This is a genomic window from Candidatus Spongiihabitans sp. (assembly GCF_965237845.1).
Lineage (GTDB): Bacteria > Pseudomonadota > Gammaproteobacteria > Arenicellales > Poriferihabitantaceae > Spongiihabitans.
Genome location: NZ_OZ250154.1, coordinates 2,042,575 through 2,062,079, shown reverse-complemented (window position 1 = coordinate 2,062,079; position 19,505 = coordinate 2,042,575). Strand labels below are relative to the sequence as shown.

17 protein-coding genes and 1 pseudogene are annotated in these 19,505 nt (G+C 50.9%); 13 read left to right on the top strand and 5 right to left on the bottom strand.

The window, feature by feature from the left end:
- Positions 1–13 precede the first annotated feature (13 nt).
- Positions 14–1,189, top strand: coding sequence for a phosphoglycerate kinase (locus ACPXXB_RS09845; RefSeq protein ID WP_423907048.1), 1,176 nt, complete (start codon positions 14–16; stop codon positions 1,187–1,189).
- A 358-nt stretch (positions 1,190–1,547) separates the two neighbouring features.
- Here ACPXXB_RS09845 and ACPXXB_RS09840 read toward each other — a convergent pair whose 3' ends face one another.
- Positions 1,548–2,156 (bottom strand): YjbE family putative metal transport protein, encoded by a 609-nt coding sequence (locus ACPXXB_RS09840; RefSeq protein ID WP_423907046.1) that lies wholly within the window; start codon positions 2,154–2,156, stop codon positions 1,548–1,550.
- A gap of 169 nt (positions 2,157–2,325) precedes the next feature.
- Here ACPXXB_RS09840 and ACPXXB_RS09835 point away from each other — a divergent pair, with 169 nt between their 5' ends.
- From ACPXXB_RS09835 to ACPXXB_RS09825, 3 genes are read left to right on the top strand one after another with little or no spacing between them, the layout of a single operon-like run.
- Positions 2,326–2,580, top strand: a complete 255-nt coding sequence (locus ACPXXB_RS09835; RefSeq protein ID WP_423907045.1) for a hypothetical protein — start codon at positions 2,326–2,328, stop codon at positions 2,578–2,580.
- Complete coding sequence (locus ACPXXB_RS09830) at positions 2,573–2,749, top strand: hypothetical protein (RefSeq protein WP_423907043.1); 177 nt, start codon at positions 2,573–2,575, stop codon at positions 2,747–2,749. Before ACPXXB_RS09835 ends, ACPXXB_RS09830 begins: the two co-directional genes overlap by 8 nt.
- Positions 2,685–3,542 (top strand): hypothetical protein, encoded by an 858-nt coding sequence (locus ACPXXB_RS09825; RefSeq protein WP_423907041.1) that lies wholly within the window; start codon positions 2,685–2,687, stop codon positions 3,540–3,542. Before ACPXXB_RS09830 ends, ACPXXB_RS09825 begins: the two co-directional genes overlap by 65 nt.
- Before the next feature lie 30 nt (positions 3,543–3,572).
- Here the strand turns inward: ACPXXB_RS09825 and ACPXXB_RS09820 are convergent.
- A pseudogene (locus ACPXXB_RS09820) lies at positions 3,573–3,749 on the bottom strand (DEAD/DEAH box helicase family protein); the annotation flags it as partial.
- 187 nt (positions 3,750–3,936) lie between these two features.
- On the opposite strand from ACPXXB_RS09820, the gene ACPXXB_RS09815 reads away from it, so the two are divergent.
- From ACPXXB_RS09815 to ACPXXB_RS09795, 5 genes are all read left to right on the top strand, one after another.
- The gene (locus ACPXXB_RS09815; protein WP_423907039.1) at positions 3,937–4,794 is read left to right on the top strand and encodes an IS481 family transposase; all 858 of its coding nucleotides are present in this window, start codon (positions 3,937–3,939) and stop codon (positions 4,792–4,794) included.
- Positions 4,787–5,020: a hypothetical protein gene (locus ACPXXB_RS09810; RefSeq protein WP_423907037.1), complete on the top strand. Its 234-nt coding sequence runs from the start codon at positions 4,787–4,789 to the stop codon at positions 5,018–5,020. The genes ACPXXB_RS09815 and ACPXXB_RS09810 overlap by 8 nt, the downstream gene beginning before the upstream one ends.
- Positions 5,021–5,041: 21 nt before the next feature.
- Complete coding sequence (locus ACPXXB_RS09805; RefSeq protein ID WP_423907035.1) at positions 5,042–6,067, top strand: putative 2-aminoethylphosphonate ABC transporter substrate-binding protein; 1,026 nt, start codon at positions 5,042–5,044, stop codon at positions 6,065–6,067.
- A 110-nt stretch (positions 6,068–6,177) separates the two neighbouring features.
- Positions 6,178–7,323 carry a putative 2-aminoethylphosphonate ABC transporter ATP-binding protein gene (locus ACPXXB_RS09800; RefSeq protein ID WP_423907033.1) on the top strand — a complete coding sequence of 382 codons (1,146 nt, stop codon included), beginning with the start codon at positions 6,178–6,180 and terminating at the stop codon, positions 7,321–7,323.
- Entirely contained in the window at positions 7,323–9,332 is a 2,010-nt protein-coding gene (locus ACPXXB_RS09795) for a putative 2-aminoethylphosphonate ABC transporter permease subunit (protein ID WP_423911112.1), read from the top strand. The genes ACPXXB_RS09800 and ACPXXB_RS09795 overlap by 1 nt, the downstream gene beginning before the upstream one ends.
- Positions 9,333–9,361: 29 nt before the next feature.
- On the opposite strand, the gene ACPXXB_RS09790 is transcribed toward ACPXXB_RS09795, so the two are convergent.
- Genes ACPXXB_RS09790 through ACPXXB_RS09780 form a run of 3 tightly spaced genes read right to left on the bottom strand, consistent with a single transcriptional unit; the run spans position 9,362 to position 12,536 of the window.
- Positions 9,362–10,111 carry an SDR family NAD(P)-dependent oxidoreductase gene (locus tag ACPXXB_RS09790; RefSeq protein ID WP_423907032.1) on the bottom strand — a complete coding sequence of 250 codons (750 nt, stop codon included), beginning with the start codon at positions 10,109–10,111 and terminating at the stop codon, positions 9,362–9,364.
- A gap of 23 nt (positions 10,112–10,134) precedes the next feature.
- Complete coding sequence (locus ACPXXB_RS09785) at positions 10,135–11,658, bottom strand: alkaline phosphatase family protein (RefSeq protein ID WP_423907030.1); 1,524 nt, start codon at positions 11,656–11,658, stop codon at positions 10,135–10,137.
- Positions 11,655–12,536 carry a LysR substrate-binding domain-containing protein gene (locus ACPXXB_RS09780; protein WP_423907028.1) on the bottom strand — a complete coding sequence of 294 codons (882 nt, stop codon included), beginning with the start codon at positions 12,534–12,536 and terminating at the stop codon, positions 11,655–11,657. Before ACPXXB_RS09780 ends, ACPXXB_RS09785 begins: the two co-directional genes overlap by 4 nt.
- Positions 12,537–12,808: 272 nt before the next feature.
- Here ACPXXB_RS09780 and ACPXXB_RS09775 point away from each other — a divergent pair, with 272 nt between their 5' ends.
- The 4 genes from ACPXXB_RS09775 (at position 12,809) to ACPXXB_RS09760 (ending at position 19,498) form a co-directional block, all read left to right on the top strand.
- Positions 12,809–13,942, top strand: coding sequence for a 2-aminoethylphosphonate--pyruvate transaminase (locus ACPXXB_RS09775; RefSeq protein ID WP_423911109.1), 1,134 nt, complete (start codon positions 12,809–12,811; stop codon positions 13,940–13,942).
- A 147-nt stretch (positions 13,943–14,089) separates the two neighbouring features.
- On the top strand, positions 14,090–15,787 hold the full coding sequence (locus ACPXXB_RS09770) for a Na/Pi cotransporter family protein (RefSeq protein ID WP_423907026.1): 1,698 nt from the start codon (positions 14,090–14,092) through the stop codon (positions 15,785–15,787).
- Positions 15,788–16,026: 239 nt separating this feature from the next.
- Positions 16,027–16,875 (top strand): EamA family transporter, encoded by an 849-nt coding sequence (locus ACPXXB_RS09765; RefSeq protein ID WP_423907024.1) that lies wholly within the window; start codon positions 16,027–16,029, stop codon positions 16,873–16,875.
- Between the two features lie 121 nt (positions 16,876–16,996).
- On the top strand, positions 16,997–19,498 hold the full coding sequence (locus tag ACPXXB_RS09760) for a GcvT family protein (RefSeq protein WP_423907023.1): 2,502 nt from the start codon (positions 16,997–16,999) through the stop codon (positions 19,496–19,498).
- Positions 19,499–19,505 lie beyond the last annotated feature (7 nt).

The following is a 19,505-nucleotide window of genomic DNA, read 5'->3' as shown; positions in this document are numbered from 1 at the left end:
CAAATTTAAACGAATGGCTATTACCAGGCTGCACGATTTAGACATCGCTGGCTCGCGGGCGCTGATTAGACTGGACCTTAATGTTCCACTGCACAACGGTTGCATCACTTCAACGACAAGAATAGAAGCCTCAGTGCCGACCATTAAGTACGTCCGTGATGCCGGAGCGAAGGTTTTGATCATGTCTCACCTTGGCAGGCCGGTGGAAGGGGAATCAAATCCAGAATTTTCACTGGCGCCCATAGCTCAATATTTATCAACAATTCTTGATCAATCCGTATCTCTGAATACGAATTATTTAGAGGTAAGACCGCAACTGAAAAACGGCCAGGTGGAATTGCTGGAAAATGTAAGATTTAACCCAGGCGAGAGCAGTAACGACCCATCGCTCGGGAAACAATACGCAGAATTGTGTGACATCTTCGTCATGGATGCCTTTGGCATGGCCCATCGTGTTCAGGCTTCGACTCATGGTGTGGGAATGAATGCCCCTGTTGCATGTGCCGGACCGCTCTTGAGTGCGGAATTAAATGCGCTTGAACACGCTCTGGAACATCCTGAACACCCGGTTGTCGCCATCGTAGGCGGTGCAAAAGTATCCACCAAATTAACCCTGTTGGAATCTCTTTCAAGCGTTGTCGATCAATTGGTTCCTGGCGGCGGAATAGCCAATACGTTTATCGCGGCGGCAGGCTATGCAGTTGGAAAATCTTTATATGAACCAGCGTTGATCGATCAGGCGCGGGCGTTAATGGAGTCCGCACGCAGTCGCGGCGCGGAAATCCCCATTCCAACTGATGTGCTCGTAGGCAGGCAATTTTCAAGTGATACAGCAGCACAGATAAAATTAGTGGATGAGGTTGATGAGGATGATTATATTTTCGACATTGGCCCGCAAACCGCAAGACGATATGCGTCCATTGTGAAAACTGCGGGCACCATTGTATGGAATGGCCCGGTGGGCGTATTTGAGTTTGAACAATTTTCGCAAGGCACCGCAATACTGGGTGCAGCGATTGCGGACTCGACCGCATTTTCAATCGCTGGCGGCGGAGACACATTGGCTGCAATAGAGAAATTTGATCTTACTGATCGAATATCCTACATCTCAACCGGGGGCGGCGCGTTTTTAGAATTTCTGGAAGGCAAAACCTTGCCTACTGTGGAAATGCTTCAGGCCAGAGCTTAGGTGGCGGGATGCCGGTCTGCTTCAAGCCGAAAAAGTTTCTTTGTATTGATCAGATTGGACGCCAAACTGAGAGGGCATCCAAAGATTGATAGTACGATGACCAGCAACCCCTTGAAACAAAAATGATAACCTTGTTTGAATACACTATAAATATGTCGCGGATTTAATTTGTAAGCGCAACGAAGTCGGTCCGACAAAACTTATTCCTTTGATTTATTCACAGGAAAATTCATAGCCTGATTCCAGACCAAGATCACACTAATATTTTGGGGTCTTAACTATTTAAGACCCAAATTATTTTTATCAAAAGTTGAGGGGTTGCTCAAGATTAACAGGCCATTATTATTGTGGAACAAATTTACAAGGCAGAAGGGAACACCTGCAGATACCCATCAACTATCATTTTGATTCCTACATACAGGATTACGGCCACGCCGACGAAGCCGATCCACCGATGCTTTTGTAATGTCTCGGCGATAATGGAAGCCGCGATGGTCATAAGCACTACCGACAATGTCAGGCCTATCACCAGAATTCCACTATGTCCATCTGCAATGCCTGCTACAGCCAGGACATTGTCCAGCGACATCGAAACGTCGGCCATAATGATTTGGAAAATTGCCGATAGCAAGGGTGGGTTTTGCGCTTTCGATGAGCCGTCGGGATTAGCCGCATTTTCGAGGGTATGGGGATGCCGTAAATCCTGCCACAACTTCCAGCAAATCCAAAGTAACAACAACCCGCCCACGAGCGGCAGCCCTTTTATAGCGAGAATTTGCACCGTTACCAACGCAAATAGTATCCGCAATATGACGGCAACGCCGACACCGTAAAAAATCACTTTTCGGCGGTAGTCTTTGCTAAATTTTGCAGCAACTAACCCAATGACTATGGCGTTATCACCGGCCAATACCAGATCAACAAATATGATTTGTATTAACTTGACTGCTTGATCTGTAAATTCCATGGACGTAAATTTCAAAAAGTTCAGCTTTTTAACCTCTGGAGGCGGTTACAGCAAAGTAATGTGGGTTCGCCACCTTTGGCACTCTGGTTGATTGTGGATGAGGAAGTTTACAGGAGATCGCAGTCCGAGGCTATGATGAGGCAGGACGGTGTTGTAATCGAGTAGCCAGTTGGCCAGTTTGCGGTTGAATGCGGCCCATGAACTCGGAGCCGTTATCGGAGAGGATGAAGCGCGGCAGTTTAGGCAGCCGTTGACACAGCGTATCAAGGGCGATGGTCGCTTGGCGGTTGGACTGGCTGGCGGCTTTGATGTCGATGGCAAAGCGGGAGTGAGGGTCGATGAAGATGAACAGGCAAGCGGCGCAGTCCATCGCGCAGGCGCACCACAGTGTCGCCGGCGAACACTTCAAGCGGCTGATGTTTGAAGCCTTTGGCATTGCGGGTTTTGCGTTTACGGTTGAGCGGTTTGTGGCGGCCTCGGGCACTCAGTCTGGTGGGGGCATGGCGCATTTTGTTTGGGTCTCGAGCGATGATGCGGCCGAGGGTAGAGACGCTGGGCAGTGCGATGTCTTGCTGCCTACACCAGGGTCGTAGCAAGACCCGCAGTTTGGCTTTGCCGAGGTTGGGGAATTGCTCTCGCAGTTGGCGGATTTCCCCAACCAGCATCGGTGCTGTGGCTGTCGCCGGGGCGCGCAGGATTTGGCAGCCAGGGCTGCGCGGTCGTCGCCGGCTTGGCGCACTGTTTCCAGCGATAAAGCGTTCTGCGGCTGACATTGAAGGTCTGATCGCCGCGCATGCGGGTTGCATCTGGGTGCGCGATAAAGACCCAGACCTTATCCAGGAGATCGGGCAGGCTCTTATGGAGCATGAAGAATGTGGAATGGTATATAGTGCGCCACGCAATGAGGTCGAGGGCATCGTCCCGGGTAGTTTCTCCCGATGTTTGGTGATGGCAGACCACGCTCGCTCACCAGATATTTATTACATCCTGAATACCAATGACGAGCCCAATGAGCACGGCTATATCGGGACTTGTCACTTTGAGAGCAATCTTTCAGTGGGTGGCGGCATTCACGGCGGAATGCATGCTAAGGAATTGCATAGTGTGTGCTTCGCCTCGGGTAGTTTATTTGGTGACGCAAAAACCATAGATACGCATTCCGGTATATTCGATATCGCGCCAACTATCTTACAGGGTTTAGGGATTGCTGCACCTCAGAGCATGGATGGGCGAGTGCTTGGCGAAGCCTTTGCAGATCGTTCGGGCGACGTAGTAGATCCGGCACCAGAACGACATGAGACTGGATTCGGTCAATATCAGCAGGTGCTTCTGCGAACCCGTCTGGGAGACGCTTGTTACCTCGATGGTGGTTGGCGTGAAGGCTAATTCTGATACTTAATTCTCGGACTGCTATTAGGAGACGCAATACTCCGCCGCGTTGTCGGGGAAGAAATCCCGCATCTCGGAATACAACTGCGCCGCCAGGGTTTTGTTGTGGGCCAGTATCAACGCTGGCCTGCTGGTGGCGGCGATGATATTGGCTATGGTGACAGTCTTGCCGGAGCCGGTTACCCCAAGCAGGGTTTGAAACGCCTTGGGGTATTATCAACAACTTACCCTGGCTGCCTGATTTTGTCTCATATGTACTGAACCCGGACAAATACTGTATAGGTTCAGAACATATTGCACTGCGACAAGGGGCAAGGAAGCGCACTATCAGCATATAGGTTATGGCATCAAAGGGTTTTATCGAGTGGGCTGTTATGCGCTAAAATCAGCCATGAACAATGACATAGCAAAACAGCGCATCAGGACGCTTGAATTCCGGGATCGACATGGGCTTGAAGCGGCCTTGGAGCGCTCGGGGAAATGCCGGCGCACGTTGTATTCATGGCGCAGGCGATGGCGTGAGCGTGGCCTGATTGGGCTTGCTCCTGAATCCAAAGGGCCTAGGCAAAGGCGGCGGCGCAACTGTCTGGCGGAAGTGATTGAGCGCATTCGGCATTACCGTGAACTGTTGCCCAACCTGGGCAAAGAGCAAGTGGCGGTGTTGCTGTTGCCTTGGTGCAAGCAGAGGGGGCTTGGCTGCCCCGGCGCCGCTGCCGTCGGACGGCTGATTGGCGCCGCCGCGGACAACATGCGCGGCTCAAAGCTGGCTTTGACCGCCAAGGGCAAGCCCAAGGCATGCCGCCGCCAGAGCGTGCAACGCCGCCCCAAGGGCTATCGGCCGCAACGGAGCGGCGAATGCGTCGGGCTGGACGCCATCGAGCGCAGGATGGGCGGATTGCGCCGCTATATCCTCACCTGCATCGACGAAGTCAGCGATCACGCCGTGGCCATGGCTGTGCCACAGATCTCAAGCCAAGCGGCCAAGCGGTTCTTCGAGGCTTGCTTCAAACTCACGCCATTCAACATACAGCAGGTCATCACCGACAGCGGCAGCGAGTGCAAAGGGGAGTTCGACCAACTGCTCAAGGACAGCAATATCGTCCATCCATGGACTTATCCGAAAACCCCGAAAATGAACGCGCATGGCGAGCGCTCGACCGCACCATCCAAGAGCGGTTCATCGACTGCCACGAGAGCCCGCTGTTCGACGACCTGGCTTTATTCAACCAAAAACTGGCCGATTGGCTGATCAACTGCAACGCCATCCGACCCCGCAAAGGGCTTGCACTGAAAACGCTAGTTCAGGCTGTCATCGACAACAAAAAGTGCAATATGCGGTGGAACCATACAAATACTTTACAAGCAAAATTTTAGGGGATAAACTAGCCAAGCTGGATAACAATCTGTTGCGGCGATTGTATGTGGACGGTGGTAACGAACACTGGCCGGTCGGTTCTGATTGTTATCAATTTTAAAAAACAATGCGGAAAAATAAAATGAAACACAATCGATGCAAACTATTATCAGGCGGGCTGGCGGCTTTGTTGCTGGTGTTTAGTGGGGCTGGTAATGCGGTGGACTTGACGGTCTACACTGCTGTCGAGGCGGAAGACCTCAAGCGTTATGCAGACACATTTAACCAAGATCATCCAGACATCAATATAAAATGGGTGAGGGATTCAACCGGGATTGTCACCGCTAAATTGCTGGCGGAAAAGGACAACCCACAAGCCGATATTATTTGGGGGCTTGCCGCGACCTCGTTGCTGTTGATGAAGTCCGAAGGGATGCTGGTGCCGTACAAGCCGAAAGGGCTTAAAAATCTGGACTCGAAATTCTACGACCGCGATTCGGTGCCTAGTTGGGTGGGTATGGATGCCTGGGTTGCGGCGGTTTGCTTCAACACAGTCGAAGGGGCAAAAAATAACCTGACGGCACCCACCTCCTGGAAAGATCTCACCAAACCCATGTATAAGGGTCATGTGATTATGCCGAACCCGAATTCATCCGGCACCGGCTTTCTCGATGTCTCCAGCTGGCTGCAAATATTCGGCGAAGACGGCGGGTGGGACTATATGGATGCGCTGCACAAGAATATCGCGCGCTACACCCACTCAGGCTCAAAACCTTGCAAACTTGCGGCTGCGGGAGAGATTCCAATCGGCGTTTCTTTTGCGTTCCGTGGCGCCAAATCTAAAAAGGCAGGCGCGCCTCTCGATATCATCCTGCCAAGCGAAGGCATTGGCTGGGATATGGAAGCCACCGCGATTATTGCCGGCACCGACAAACTTGAAGCGGCGCAAACATTGATGGATTGGTCAATCACCAAAACAGCGATGGAAATGTACAACACCGCGTATGCCGTGATCGGTTACAAAAACCTGGCGAAGCCGGTCAAGTATTACCCGCCGGACACCCCGTCTCGTATGATTAACAACGATTTCGAATTCGCGGCCAACAACAGAAAACGAATTCTGGCCGAATGGCAAAAACGCTACGATTCCAAATCTGATCCGAAGTAATCAACTTCCCCAGTGCAATCCGGCCTGACCGTTTTTTCTGGTCAGGCCGTTTCTTTTGCAATATGCTCTCGCTCGCGTCCACCGAGTAATGTCTCGAGAAGCATATATTCATGAACCAAAGGCAAACCGCCAACACTCCCCGCCCAACGCCCTTTCTCCAGATTGACCGGCTACGAAAAAAGTTCGGTGATTTTGTTGCGCTGGACAATGTGTCGCTGGATGTGTTTGAAGGTGAATTCGTGTGCTTCCTGGGTCCATCGGGCTGCGGCAAGACCACCTTTCTGCGCGCTATCGCGGGCCTGGATATTCAGACCGCCGGCACCGTCCATCAGGCCGGCAAGGACATTTCAGCGTTGCCGCCTTCGGAGCGGGACTTCGGCATTGTGTTTCAATCTTACGCGCTGTTTCCCAATCTGACGGTTGCCAAAAACATCGCCTTTGGATTGGAAAACCAGAAACTCAGCAAGCCCGATATCTCCAAGCGAGTGACCGAGTTACTCGAGCTGGTCAACTTGCCCGATCAGGGTGCCAAATATCCGGCGCAACTATCCGGCGGCGAGCAACAACGGGTTGCCCTGACCAGAGCGTTGGCGACCTCTCCGGGATTGCTACTGCTCGACGAGCCGCTTTCGGCGCTCGATGCCAAAGTGCGCACCCATCTGCGCCATGAAATGAAGGCGCTGCAACGGCGCCTGGGGGTGACCACCATCATGGTTACGCACGATCAGGAGGAGGCCTTGACCCTGGCCGACCGCATTGTGGTGATGAATCACGGCGTGATTGAACAAGTTGGCACGCCGACTGAAATCTACCGCCAACCCGGCACGTTGTTCGTGGCCGACTTTATCGGCGCAATGAATCAAGTCGCGGGGCGGGTCGCAAGCAGTGATTGCGTTGCGGTCGGGGAGATTACATTAGCCACAAGGCCGCACAACTTGTACCTGGATGAACCCGTGGTTGTCACCATTCGTCCCGAAGATATCGTTCCACACGGCGCGGGCGCGCGTTCGCCGGGCGTGCCCGATAGCGGTGACCACGCCGAAAATACCTTGGCGGCCGTGGTCGAAGACATGGAGTTTTTGGGATCATTTTGGCGGGTTTCATTGAAGAACAATGCGCTGGGAAATGCAGCCCTGACGGCGGATATGTCGATCAACGCGGTGCGGCGCATGACCATCGCCATCGGAGAACCCTTCACTGTGGAACTGCCAGCGGAACGCCTTGTGGTATTCCCTCGGAATGATGACAACGTATGATGACCAGCACCGCTCAAGCAATCAATGCCACAGCTCCGTTAATCCGCCCTAAAACCAGCAGGGACGACAAAATAATGATCGGCTATATGTTGGTCGTCGGCCTGTATTTGATTATCGCCTTGGCACTGCCGCTGTATGCGATGCTGTCGAAATCCGTTTCGACCTTTTATTTCGATCTGAACAATTTTGAATTCCAGGTTAATAACGGCGATGGTTGGAGCGCGCCGGTCACCGCTTTCACGCTTAACGAAAAATTACAAGCGGTTCAACCAGAACAACTCACAACCAGTTCTGATGGCAGACTGGCGGCCACCGTTTTTTTCCCGGACTTCAGTTTTCGCGGCCCGGCCGAATACAGAATTCGCCAACTCAATCCCGATAGCTCCTTTCTGGTCGGTAGTAAGCGGATTGTGGATACCGAGTGGCATGAGTTTGAGTCGAACACATTCAGGCGCATTTACCTGCGCGCTTCGCGCTCGACCGGGCTGAACAACTACCGCATTTATTTCTCGACCCCGGCGCTTTTTCTATCGATGAAAAATTCGCTGATTATTTCGTTGATCAGCACGCTCATTACCGTGAGTCTGGCATTCGGTTTTGCCTACGCGCTGACGCGCAGCACCATGCACTTCAAGGGGTTGTTTCGGATTATTGCCATGGCGCCAATTCTGGTGCCATCGTTGCTGCCCGGCATCGCGCTGGTTTATCTGTTCGGCAATCAGGGCATGTTAAAAGAACTATTGCTCGGCGAGTCGATTTACGGTCCCATCGGCATTGTCATCGGCTCGGTGTTTTTCACCTTTCCACACGCGATGATCATCATCACAACCGCGTTGAGCCTCTCCGACGCCCGGCTTTATGAAGCCGCGATTTCCCTGCGCGCCAGCCGTTGGAAAACATTCTGGACGGTAACCATCCCCGGCGCTCGCTACGGTTTGTTCTCCGCCGCATTCGTGGTTTTCAATCTGGTGATCACGGATTTTGGTTTGCCGAAAGTGATCGGCGGTCAATACAATATGCTTGCGGTCGATATCTATAAACAAGTGATCGGCCAACAAAACTTTGAAATGGGCGCGGTAGTCTCGGTTGTCTTGTTGATACCGGCGCTGTTGGCGTTTTCCATTGACCGCGTGGTGCAAAAAAAACAGGTTGCCCAGCTCTCGGCGCGCTCGGTGCCGTTTGAGCCAAAACCGCACAAACAATTTGATGCAATCTGCCTGATCTATTGCGTGCTGGTAACCGTATTTATCGCCGGGCTGATCGGCGTTTGTCAGTATGCCGCGCTAATCAAGTTTTGGCCTTATGATTTAAGCCTCAGTTTGAACAACTACAATTTTGATGTGATGGACGGCGGCGGCTGGGTTTCCTGGGCCAATTCCATTCGCTTGGCGCTATACACCGCAGTTGCGGGCACCATTATCGTTTTCTGTGGCGCCTATATGGTGGAGAAAACCAATAGATTCGTCGCCACCCGCTCGGCCTTTCAATTTCTGGCGATGATGCCGATGGCAATTCCCGGCATGGTGCTCGGCCTGGCGTACATTTTTTTCTTTAACAATCCAGCCAACCCGTTAAACGGAATCTACGCGACCATGGGCATTCTGGTGGTTTGTACGGTAACGCACTTTTACACGGTCTCGCATTTAACCGCAATCACCGCGCTAAAACAAATGGACAAGGAGTTCGAGTCGGTCGCCTCGTCGCTGAAACAGCCGTTCTACAAACTGCTTTCCAAAGTCACCGTTCCGGTTTGCCTGCCGTCGGTGCTGGACATTTCGATTTACCTGTTCGTCAACGCCATGACCACCGTTTCGGCGGTGATATTCTTATACTCGCCCGACACAACATTGGCGTCTGTCGCGGTGCTTAATATGGACGATGCCGGCGATATCGCGCCGGCCGCGGCCATGGGGATGATGATTTTTTACTCCAACGTGTGCGCGCGCTTGCTGCATCTGTTTATTACGCGAAAGGTGATGCGCAAAACCCAGGCCTGGCGCACACGTTAGGGCGGTTCGACCTGAATGTAATGACACCATCAAGGATGAGCGGTAATCCCGCCATCAACAATCAATTCCGTCCCGGTTATGAATGCAGCATTATCAGACAATAGAAACAGACATGCGTTTGCCATGTCTTTTGCGCTACCCAAACGACCGAGGGGAATGTGTTCAGCAACGTTAGCCTGCAACTCTGGTTTTCCTTGCCACCTTTCCTGCATGGGGGTTAACGCCGGGCCGGGTAAGATCACATTGCACCGTATCCGGTCTTTAGCAAATTGAATGGCGAGAGATTTAGACAATCGAATCAATGCCGCTTTCGACGCGCCGTAGGCATTCTGGGGCAGCGGGTCGCCCTGCAATGCATCAATGGATGAAAAATGCACCATCGCGCCAAATCCAAATTTTTGCATTTCAGGAATGACGTTTTTAACAAGCAAAACCATAGAGCGAAGATTGATGTTCATCACTTGGTCCCAGACATCCATATCGATATCCACAGCGGATTTGTCCTTATCCAGCCACAGCACCCCCAAGGTGTTTACCAGATAGTCGATGTGCCCGAACGCTTGCCGGGCACGGTTTATAGTGTTTTCGACGGCATCTTGAATACTCAGGTCTGCCTGAACATAAATGGATTTTCCTGGGCCGTCAGCAATGTCATCCGGCCGCGGCTTAATATCCGCCAGACAAACATTGACACCGCGTTGGATAAGTTGACACGCAATCTCCAGCCCCATACCACCCTCTGCGCCCGCAACCACAGCGGTTTTTCCTGAAAATTTCATAACATAAACAAACGCACAATTAATTAGTTTGTGTGAACGGATGCGTATCGGGTCACCGGCCCCCGAGCAGATAAATAGGTTTCGGACAATGCTCTATCGTCATGATTCATCCGCCAGGAGATCAGTTTTTGCGCATACTCCAGAACCAGCCCCTGGTATTTGGGGTCTTGTGCGCGATTATGAAACTCATCCGGGTCATTACGCAAATCAAAAAACAAAGGCGGCAATGCGGTAAAGTGAACGTATTTATAATTTTCATCCCGGATTACATTTAGTGCGCATTGATGTTGGCTAATGCCGAGAACTTCTTCAACTGTTGGATTTAGCACTTCCCTGAAATCATATTCCCAATGCACTTCATTGCGCCACCCAATTGGAGCGACATCGTGATTGATAAAAGGCATTAAAGAATGACCATCGCATTGGGTAGGTCGATCCAGGTTTAGCCACTCAAGCAAGGTCGGCATGATATCCACGTTTTCCGAGAATCGGTCAATTTTAGACCCGCGAGTGGTATCCGCCTGTTTTCGCGGGTCACGAATAATCAACGGAATATGGTAAGACGCATCAAAGTATCCGCTTTTACTCATCATCCAATGCTCCCCCATTTGCTCACCGTGGTCGGACGTGAAAATTATCAAGGTATCGTCCCATTTTCCGAGAGTTTTGAGCCTATCGAATAGCCGTCCGAGTGCATCGTCCACTTCGCTCATCAGTCCATAGTAGCTGGCTTTCAACCGTCTGGTTATTTTCGCATTCAAGGGCGCACGGTATTTTTTCCGAGATAACTGGTACGCCAGCCAGGGATGCTGCAACGCTTCCGTTTGCGGGGATTCTGATCGCTTGCAATCCGCTAATGTACTCGGGTCGTACATACTGTTATAAGGTTCCGAGGCGACAAACGGCGGATGAGGATGGAACAGTGACAAGTGCGTTATCCAGGGTTGCGATTGTTGCTCTATCCAGTTTATGCACTGATCTACCATAAAATTGGTGGCGTGATCTTTGCTCTCTATGATTGATGGCAGCGGCGCCGGACCGCCGTCTTCCGATTGCGTTCCTGCTTTTTCTGTTTGGTAAATATCATACTGAAAATCGGGCAGCGCATAGCCACGCTCAAGTAAATGCTTGGCCCAGTTCTGAGGAAATTCATTTAGATATACCGTATCGGTGGCCATGCCGCGCAGAGGTTCACTGTAATGTTTCAAGCGCGGGTCCAGCTGATCGACACATCTGGGGTCCAAGGCGGTGTCTGTATAACCGAACAAATAGGGCGCGTAGCCGGCTTTGCCAACCTCCAGCGCCCAGTTTGTATGGCGCGCATCAAACGGAGTGCCGTTGGTGCATACCCGATGATTGTGAAGATACATTCCGCTGTGCAGGGAAGTACGGCTCGGGCTGCAAGGGGTGGCTTGGGCATAGTGTCGTTTGAACAGAACACCTTCACTCGCCAGCAGATCAAGATTCGGTGTTTTGACATTAAGGCGGCCTAAGCTTGACAGGCAATCTCCGCGCCACTGGTCGGTGGTAATAAAAAGTATGTTCATGTTGCTTTGTTGATGTTTGAATAGATCATTTCCAAAAATGCGTTGGTTACCTGTACCGAACGGGTTTGCTTTAAACAAACCACCAATTCTGAATGGGTCAAGGCCGCATTGTTGACCCGCAATGATTTAAACCTTGAGCTTGTGCCTAATTCATTTTCCGAAATTATGCCGACCCCGAATCCTGCCGCGACTGCTTCACGAACACCTTCTCGGCTACTGATCTCCATAACATCACTCAGGCTAAGATCGGCATCGTCCAGCGCCTGTTCGAAAATTGATCGAGTCTGCGAACCTTTTTCGCGCAGGATCACTCGTTGACCAACCAGTTGTTCCAGTCCAATGGAACGTCGCTCAGACCAAGCATGATCAAGAGCAACAAAAGCAATCAGTTGATCGGGTTGCAACGGAATAATGTGCAGTCGTTGGTCATCGGCAACATTAGGCAGGATTGCGACATCGCAACGTTGCGACTCAAGCCAGTGCATCACCTGTTCGGAGTTGCCGTATCTTATTGAAATATGGATGCCGGGATAGAGGCGCTGAAATTGTGCGAGCAGCGGGGTAACGATATAGGGTGAATCAGCCCCTACCTGTAGCTCGCCCATGGTTAAGTTTTTAGCGGACCGGAAAAGTTGCTCGACCTGGTCTTCGTGTCGAAACAACTTTCTGGTAATATTAAACGCCGATGCGCCGAGATCGGTCAACTCAATACGCCGGCCATGGCGAACGAATAGTTTTACGCCATAACGTTCTTCCAGTTCTTTCACTTGCCCGGACAAGGTTGGCTGGGTAACGTGGAGCATGTCCGCCGCCTTGGTAAAGCTGCTGTGCGTCGCGACGGCGTGGAACGAGCGCAAATGGGCGTGTGGGATTGGCATAGCCTATTTCAAACATCAGTTATATCAATTGGATAAATACTATTTGATAGAGGTATACCTCGTCTATAAAAAGTTTATGTATTTTAATATAGGCTCGCACTCGAATCATCTAAAATATTAGTCCGAAGTGTAAATATCAATTGCCAACTGCCATAGCCACTAAAATAGCCAGCTGAATAGGACTGGCCGGTACACAATATTACGAACCCCCCTAAATTATCGGTATTTGTCAAATGAATTCCAAATCTGATCGTTCTAAATCCGCGCATAACATGAGTGCGCGCGCCGCCTCTCCAACCGGCGATCCTTTCTTGCTCACGCCGGGCCCGCTGACTACCTCCAGCACGGTAAAGCAGGCAATGCTCCACGATTATGGCTCCCGGGATACTTATTTCATTGACTTGAATCAGCGGCTGCTTGCTCGCCTGGTGGATATTGTCAATGGTCAGGGTAGCCATACCAGCGTGCCATTGCAAGGCAGCGGTACGTTTGTCGTTGAAGCAATGATGGGTTGTTTTGTGCCGTCGCAAGGCAAAGCGCTTATTTGTATCAATGGCGCTTACGGTCATCGAATTGCAAAAATTTGTCAGTACTACGGCAGAAAATTCTTGATTCAGGAATCGAGTGAAGATGTGCCGGTTGATCTTGATCAATTGGACAAAACCCTTGAACAGGACAAATCCATTACCCACGTCGCGGCGGTTTACTGTGAAACCACATCTGGAATTTTAAACCCGCTCACCGATATATCCAATATCGTTGCCAAACATAATCGGGGATTTCTAATCGACGCAATGAGCGCATTCGGGGCATTGCCCATTGACAGCGAGTCGGTTAAATTTGATGCGCTGGTTGCTTCCAGCAATAAATGCCTGGAAGGGGCGCCCGGCATGGGTTTTTGTATCGCCAGGAAAGAAGCGTTGCAAAACACCAAAGGTAATTCTCCTTCACTTAGCCTGGATTTATTCGATCAGTGGACGATAATGAATAAAACCAGGCAATGGCGATTCACGCCGCCAACCCATGTGTTATTGGCATTCGATCAGGCGCTGAAAGAGTTTGACCAGGAAGGCGGTGTCGCCGGGCGGGGCGGTCGCTACCAAAGCAACTGCGATATTCTGGTCAATGGTATGCGGGCAATGGGATTCAAAACCCTGTTGACGGATGAACTACAGGCGCCAATAATCGTTACCTTTCATATGCCAGAAGATGCGAAATTTGATTTTAACGAGTTCTACAATCATCTGCGCGAACAGGGCTATGTTATTTACCCAGGCAAACTCACCGTCGCTGAAAGTTTTCGAATAGGTTGTATCGGACGGCTTGGCGCTGATGAAATGAAAGGCGCATTGGCCGCAATTCGAAATACACTGGATAGATTTGGCATTTCAGGGCGTATCACCTAGGGGCGTTCTCAATTAAGCCAGATGACAGTCGCCGCCCGGTTCAGCGTGGCCCGCATGGACTGGTATGATGGGCCTAGTTGGCGGTACGCAATCGCATCAAAACACGCGCTCTATAATTTCAGCTCACGCGCCCTATAATTTCAGCTAGTGACTCACTCTCCCAAACTGCTGCTCATTCTGAACTTGGCCGGAAGCATTGCCTTGCTGTTATGGGGCAGTTATATGGTGCGTGCGGCCGTTGAAAAAGCCTACTCCGCAAAAATTGGCGCATTCATTGCCAGCGCAGCGGGTTCACGGTTTAAATCATTTTTGTGCGGACTGGTATCCGCATTGATTCTCCAAAGCGCCACCGCGACTGTGATGCTGACTACATCATTCATCACCAGCGGTCTGCTGTCGCTGGGCATTGCCATCGTCATCATCATCGGCGCCGATCTGGGCTCGGCGCTCGCAGTTCGCATACTTTTTCTTGATCTTTCATTTCTGTCTCCATTGCTGCTGTTGGCCGGGCTGTGCTTCCACCGTTTCGCGCGTACCTGGCGCGGTCAACAGTTAGGGCGAATTTTTATCGGTGTTGGGCTGATGTTGTTATCTATTCAACTGATCAAACAAGTGATCGCCCCCGTCGCCAACCAACCCATACCGGCGGAAATTTTGGAATTGCTGAATTCCGTCGCCTGGTTAAGTTTGATTCTTGCCGCGCTATTCACTTGGTTGGCGCATTCCAGCGTGGCCGTGATTTTGGTGATTGCTTCCATGGCAGAAGTAGGGCTTTTGCAGCCACCGTTATTTATTGCGACGTTGCTGGGCGCTAATATTGGTTCTGGATTGATCGCGCTATTGCTGGTTAATCGACGTCATGCAGAAACCTATAGCGCGGCGCTCGCGAATTTTGTAATGCGCCTGGGATTGGCATTGGTTGCATTTATGCTGTCGTTCATGTTGATTCGACTGGTTGGCAAATTTGGTGGAACAGGCGGGGTCCAGGTGATCAACATGCACATTGCATATAACCTGGTGCTGGCGCTTATGTTCATTCCCTTGAACAATGCTGTCGCCCGGTTTTCAAATTGGTTGTTGAGTTCGGGAAAACAGGATGGCCTGGTGCCGGATTCCCATGCGCCGGGAAGCAGCCTTGACCCTGAATTTGTGAATAAACCGAAACTGGCGATATCCTGCGCCAGAAGAGAAGCGTTCAGGTTGGCAGATAACACAGAAGCGCTGTTTGGCAAAGCATTGCAAATGTTTGATGCCGCCGACCGATTGATCATCGAGCAATTCATTGAAAAGGATAAAGAAATCAATGCCAGGAATAAGGCAATTCAGCGTTATCTTTCGGAAACCCGTCGGCACATCCGCAATAAAGATCAAAGCAATAAAGATCAAAGCAACAAAAATCAAAGCAATAAAAATGACAGTAACAACAATCACGAACATCGGCTGGACGAAATTTTGCGGTTTTCCACTACCATGGAAAACATCGGTGACATTGTTTCCCATAATCTGGCGAGACTGGCTATAAAGCGTATTGATCGCGGCGTGGTCTTTTCGTCCGAGGGCGAGGAAGAATTAAACCTGATCCATGCCCAGGTACTGAATCTCATACAGCTTGAAATCACCTATTTCGCCGCTATCGGCGAAGTAAAAAGCCAATCCAAAAAGAAGCTGGCCAAAAAAAGGCTGATTGAATCAATCGAACAACTGGGGCAGGAAAGTATTGCCCAGCACCGCTTACGCTTGAGTGATCGCAGGTCAAGCAGCATCGGCACCAGTTCCATTCACCAGGACGCAGTACGGGATATGCTCCAGGTGGTTGGGTATATATCGCATATAGAAGTGAGCTGAGAGCGAACGTCGCTATTGCTCGACCACTATCATCCAGATCATTATACGACCGCCACGGAGGGTGGAAGTGCAAATAACGCAGGAGCGGTTATTTGCCATTACGTCCATTTAATCGCCGATTTTTTGCTCCTCGGCAACTGCTCCTGCATTGCTCTAATAAGTTACGTCCATGTAACGATGTAAAATCGGCATACATTAAGTCCATGTAAATAAAACCGTTCTGCCAACCAGAAATCAATATGGAATTGAGTGTAGCCTTAATTGTTCTTGTCGCGGCGTTGTTGCATGCCACCTGGAATGCGATGGTAAAATCAGGCAAAGATCACCTGCTCTCCATCACCGGGCTGAATTTAGCCGCCGGGCTCATTGCATTGCCGTTGTTGCTGTTTGTAGGGTTGCCCGAGGTCGATAGTTGGCCCTATTTGTTTGCTTCCGTGGTGCTGCATTCCATGTACTATGTTGCGCTCAGCGCGGCCTACAAATATGGAGACTTTTCCCAGGCTTATCCGGTGGCGCGTGGCACGGCGCCTGTTCTGGTCACGTTATGGGGCGTGTTGGTGCTCAATGAAATGCTCAATGGCATTGAAGTTGTTTCGTTAATCGGTGTGCTCACAGGAATTCTGATCTTTGCCACAAAAGGATTTCGACGGGTAATGCAGGACCACCAGGCGCTTGTATCCGCACTTGTAACCTCAATGTTTATCGGCGGTTACACTATCGCCGATGGTATTGGCGGCAGATTGTCGGAGAATGTTCCTGCTTATATGGTTTGGCTATCTGTTCTGGATTGTATTCCCATCTTGCTTTATACGATTTTTAAAAGAGGCATTGCCGAAGTTATCTCAATCGGGCATAAATGGAAAATTTTTTTACTCGGCGCATCATTGGCATTGGCATCGTACTCACTGGTGGTTTGGTCAATGACCCAGGCGCCGATACCACTGGTTTCCGCGGTGCGGGAAACCTCAATCATAATCGCTGCGCTGATCGGCGCTTTTTACTTCAAGGAACCGTCGGGTAAACGCAGAATCATGGCCTCCATTGTGATTTTTTGTAGCATCGCCTTGCTTGCGGTGGATGGGTTTTAGGGCGCCTGCATATTGGCAAGCACTAAAATACACCTGTTTTTGTATTGCCCCGTTGCCGCCGTTAGGTATATTCTGCACGGTTCACAATTTCCATTTCAATCTCTAACGCACAGCAATTAACATGACATCAGAAATTCCAGGCAAAGCAAGCGCGATCATTATCGGTGGCGGCGTTATCGGTTCCAGCGTCGCCTACCATTTAGCAAAACAGGGGTGGCGCGATGTGGTGTTGTTGGAGCGAATGCAATTTGGCTGCGGCACCACCTGGCATGCGGCCGGGCTGGTCGGCACCATGCGCGCCAATGAAAGCCATGCCAGGCTGGCGCAATATTCCATGTCCCTGCTGGCTGAGATCGAAACGGAAACCGGGCAATCCACCGGGTTCAAGCAAGTGGGTTCGCTGTCCATCGCCCATAGCCAGGCGCGGTTTGAGGAGCTGAAACGGGTAGCGTCCATGAACAACGCTTTTGGCGTTACCCAGGTTGATATGCTGACCGCCGATGAAGTCAAGGAAAAGTATCCTTTTCTTGAAACTGGCGATTTGCTGGGCGGAAGCTGGGTCGCCCATGATGGTTATGCCAGTCCGGTGGAGGTTACCGCGAGCTTTATCAAAGGTGCGCGTAATCGCGGGGCGTTGTGTCTGGAGGGGGTAAAGGTGACGGGCATTATGCGCGCTAATGGCAAGGTAACCGGGGTGCATACCGTGCAAGGTGATATCGTGGGCGAGATCGAAACGGATTATGTGGTTAACTGTGCGGGCATGTGGGCGCGCGAGGTGGGCAGGATGGCTGGGGTAAATGTGCCGCTGCATGCTGCGGAACACTATTATGCGGTGACAGAAAAACTGGATGATCTGCCGCTGGATTTGCCGGTCATGCGCGATCACGATAAATGCGCCTATTACAAACAGGATGCGGGTAGTTTATTGGTGGGTCAATTTGAACCTCACGCTGTACCCTGGGGGCATCATCTTAATGGAAGCAATGTCAATGGCAGCGGGGGCATTCCCGAAGATTTTTGTTTTGATGAAATTGACGGTCATTTTGATGAGCAGATGATGCCGGTGCTGGAACATGCCATGGCCAGGGTGCCGATGTTGCAGCATGTCGGGTGGCGAAAATTTTTCTGCGGGCCGGAGAGTTTTACCCCGGATGACCAATTCCATATTGGCGAGGCCCCAGAACTTAAAAACTTCTATGTCGCTGCCGGATTAAACTCCATCGGTATCCAGAGTTCCGGCGGCATCGGCAAGGTGTTGTCGGAGTGGATGCATCATGGTTATGCGCCGCTGGATTTATGGAGTGTTGATATTCGTCGCATGTATTCGTTCCACGGCACGCAACAATATATCCAGAATCGGGTGACCGAGACACTGGGTCTTTTATATGACAATCATTGGCCATACAAACAGATGGAAACCTCCAGGCATGTTCGCCATTCACCGATCCATGAAAGGTTGGTCGAGCGCAATGCCTGTTTCGGCGAGGTTGCGGGTTGGGAGCGGCCAAATTGGTTTGCGCCGAAAGGCGTGCAACCGAAATATGAATATAGTTTTGGAAAACAGAACTGGTTTGAATATTCCGCCAATGAGCATAAGGCATTTCGTGAAAAAGTGGCGCTGTTTGACCAAAGCAGTTTTTCAAAATATCTGGTTCAGGGCAAGGATAGCTGCCGTGTCCTGCAAAAAATTTCTACTGCGGACGTTGATGTCCCCTTGGGTAAAATGGTTTATACCCATTGGCTTAACGAGCGCGGCGGCATTGAAGCGGATCTTACGGTCACCCGCATCGAGGAAAATCAATACCTGGTGGTAAGCGGCGCGGCGGTAACCAATAAAGACCTGAATTGGTTAGCGAGAAATACGCCTGATGATGCGTTTTGCACGGTGACCGATGTCACCAATAGCTGGGCAGTGTTCGGGGTTATGGGCCCGGACAGCAGAGCATTGCTCAGCGATGTATTGGGGATGGATATGAGCACTTCAAATTTTCCATTCGGCATGTCAAAACCGATTGAACTGGGTTGCGTGGTCGGGCGTGCGGCGCGAATATCGTTTGTGGGTGAACTCGGTTGGGAGTTGTATATTCCGACTGATATGGCGCGACACGGCTTCGATACATTATGGCGGGTCGGTGAAAAATATGGTTTGAAAATGGCCGGGCTGCATTCACTGGATAGCGGCCGCATCGAAAAGAAATTCGTCCACTTCGGGCACGATGTCGCCGATCAAGACACGCCGCTCGAATGTGGCCTCGGTTTTGTCTGTGATTTTGAAAAATCAGCGCCCTTTATCGGCAGAGATGCGATTCTCAAACAAAAGGAGAGCGCAAGCTGGAAGAGAAAAAGGATGGTTCAATTTCTGTTGCAGGATCCTGAAATCATGCTGTACCACCATGAACCAATCTTGCGCGACGGTGAAATGGTCGGGCATTTAACCTCGGGAAACTATGGGCATACTCTGGGTGGTTCCGTTGGAATGGGCTACGTCTATCATGACGGCGGAGTGGATGCCGACTATTTGAATTCTGGAAAGTTTGAGATTGATGTGGGGGGTGACAAGGTTCCAGCAAACGCGAGTCTGACTGCGATGTACGATCCGAAGGCTGAAAGAATGCGGGGGTAGTGAGGTA

What these genes read in the sequence shown, in the direction of transcription:
- ACPXXB_RS09845 (WP_423907048.1), top strand. Translation starts at nt 14, where the DNA reads ATGGCTATTACCAGGCTGCACGATTTAGACATCGCTGGCTCGCGGGCG.
- ACPXXB_RS09840 (WP_423907046.1), bottom strand. Translation starts at nt 2,156, where the DNA reads ATGGAATTTACAGATCAAGCAGTCAAGTTAATACAAATCATATTTGTT.
- ACPXXB_RS09830 (WP_423907043.1), top strand. Translation starts at nt 2,573, where the DNA reads ATGTTTGAAGCCTTTGGCATTGCGGGTTTTGCGTTTACGGTTGAGCGG.
- ACPXXB_RS09825 (WP_423907041.1), top strand. Translation starts at nt 2,685, where the DNA reads ATGATGCGGCCGAGGGTAGAGACGCTGGGCAGTGCGATGTCTTGCTGC.
- ACPXXB_RS09815 (WP_423907039.1), top strand. Translation starts at nt 3,937, where the DNA reads ATGAACAATGACATAGCAAAACAGCGCATCAGGACGCTTGAATTCCGG.
- ACPXXB_RS09805 (WP_423907035.1), top strand. Translation starts at nt 5,042, where the DNA reads ATGAAACACAATCGATGCAAACTATTATCAGGCGGGCTGGCGGCTTTG.
- ACPXXB_RS09800 (WP_423907033.1), top strand. Translation starts at nt 6,178, where the DNA reads ATGAACCAAAGGCAAACCGCCAACACTCCCCGCCCAACGCCCTTTCTC.
- ACPXXB_RS09795 (WP_423911112.1), top strand. Translation starts at nt 7,323, where the DNA reads ATGACCAGCACCGCTCAAGCAATCAATGCCACAGCTCCGTTAATCCGC.
- ACPXXB_RS09790 (WP_423907032.1), bottom strand. Translation starts at nt 10,111, where the DNA reads ATGAAATTTTCAGGAAAAACCGCTGTGGTTGCGGGCGCAGAGGGTGGT.
- ACPXXB_RS09785 (WP_423907030.1), bottom strand. Translation starts at nt 11,658, where the DNA reads ATGAACATACTTTTTATTACCACCGACCAGTGGCGCGGAGATTGCCTG.
- ACPXXB_RS09780 (WP_423907028.1), bottom strand. Translation starts at nt 12,536, where the DNA reads ATGCCAATCCCACACGCCCATTTGCGCTCGTTCCACGCCGTCGCGACG.
- ACPXXB_RS09775 (WP_423911109.1), top strand. Translation starts at nt 12,809, where the DNA reads ATGAGTGCGCGCGCCGCCTCTCCAACCGGCGATCCTTTCTTGCTCACG.
- ACPXXB_RS09765 (WP_423907024.1), top strand. Translation starts at nt 16,027, where the DNA reads ATGGAATTGAGTGTAGCCTTAATTGTTCTTGTCGCGGCGTTGTTGCAT.
- ACPXXB_RS09760 (WP_423907023.1), top strand. Translation starts at nt 16,997, where the DNA reads ATGACATCAGAAATTCCAGGCAAAGCAAGCGCGATCATTATCGGTGGC.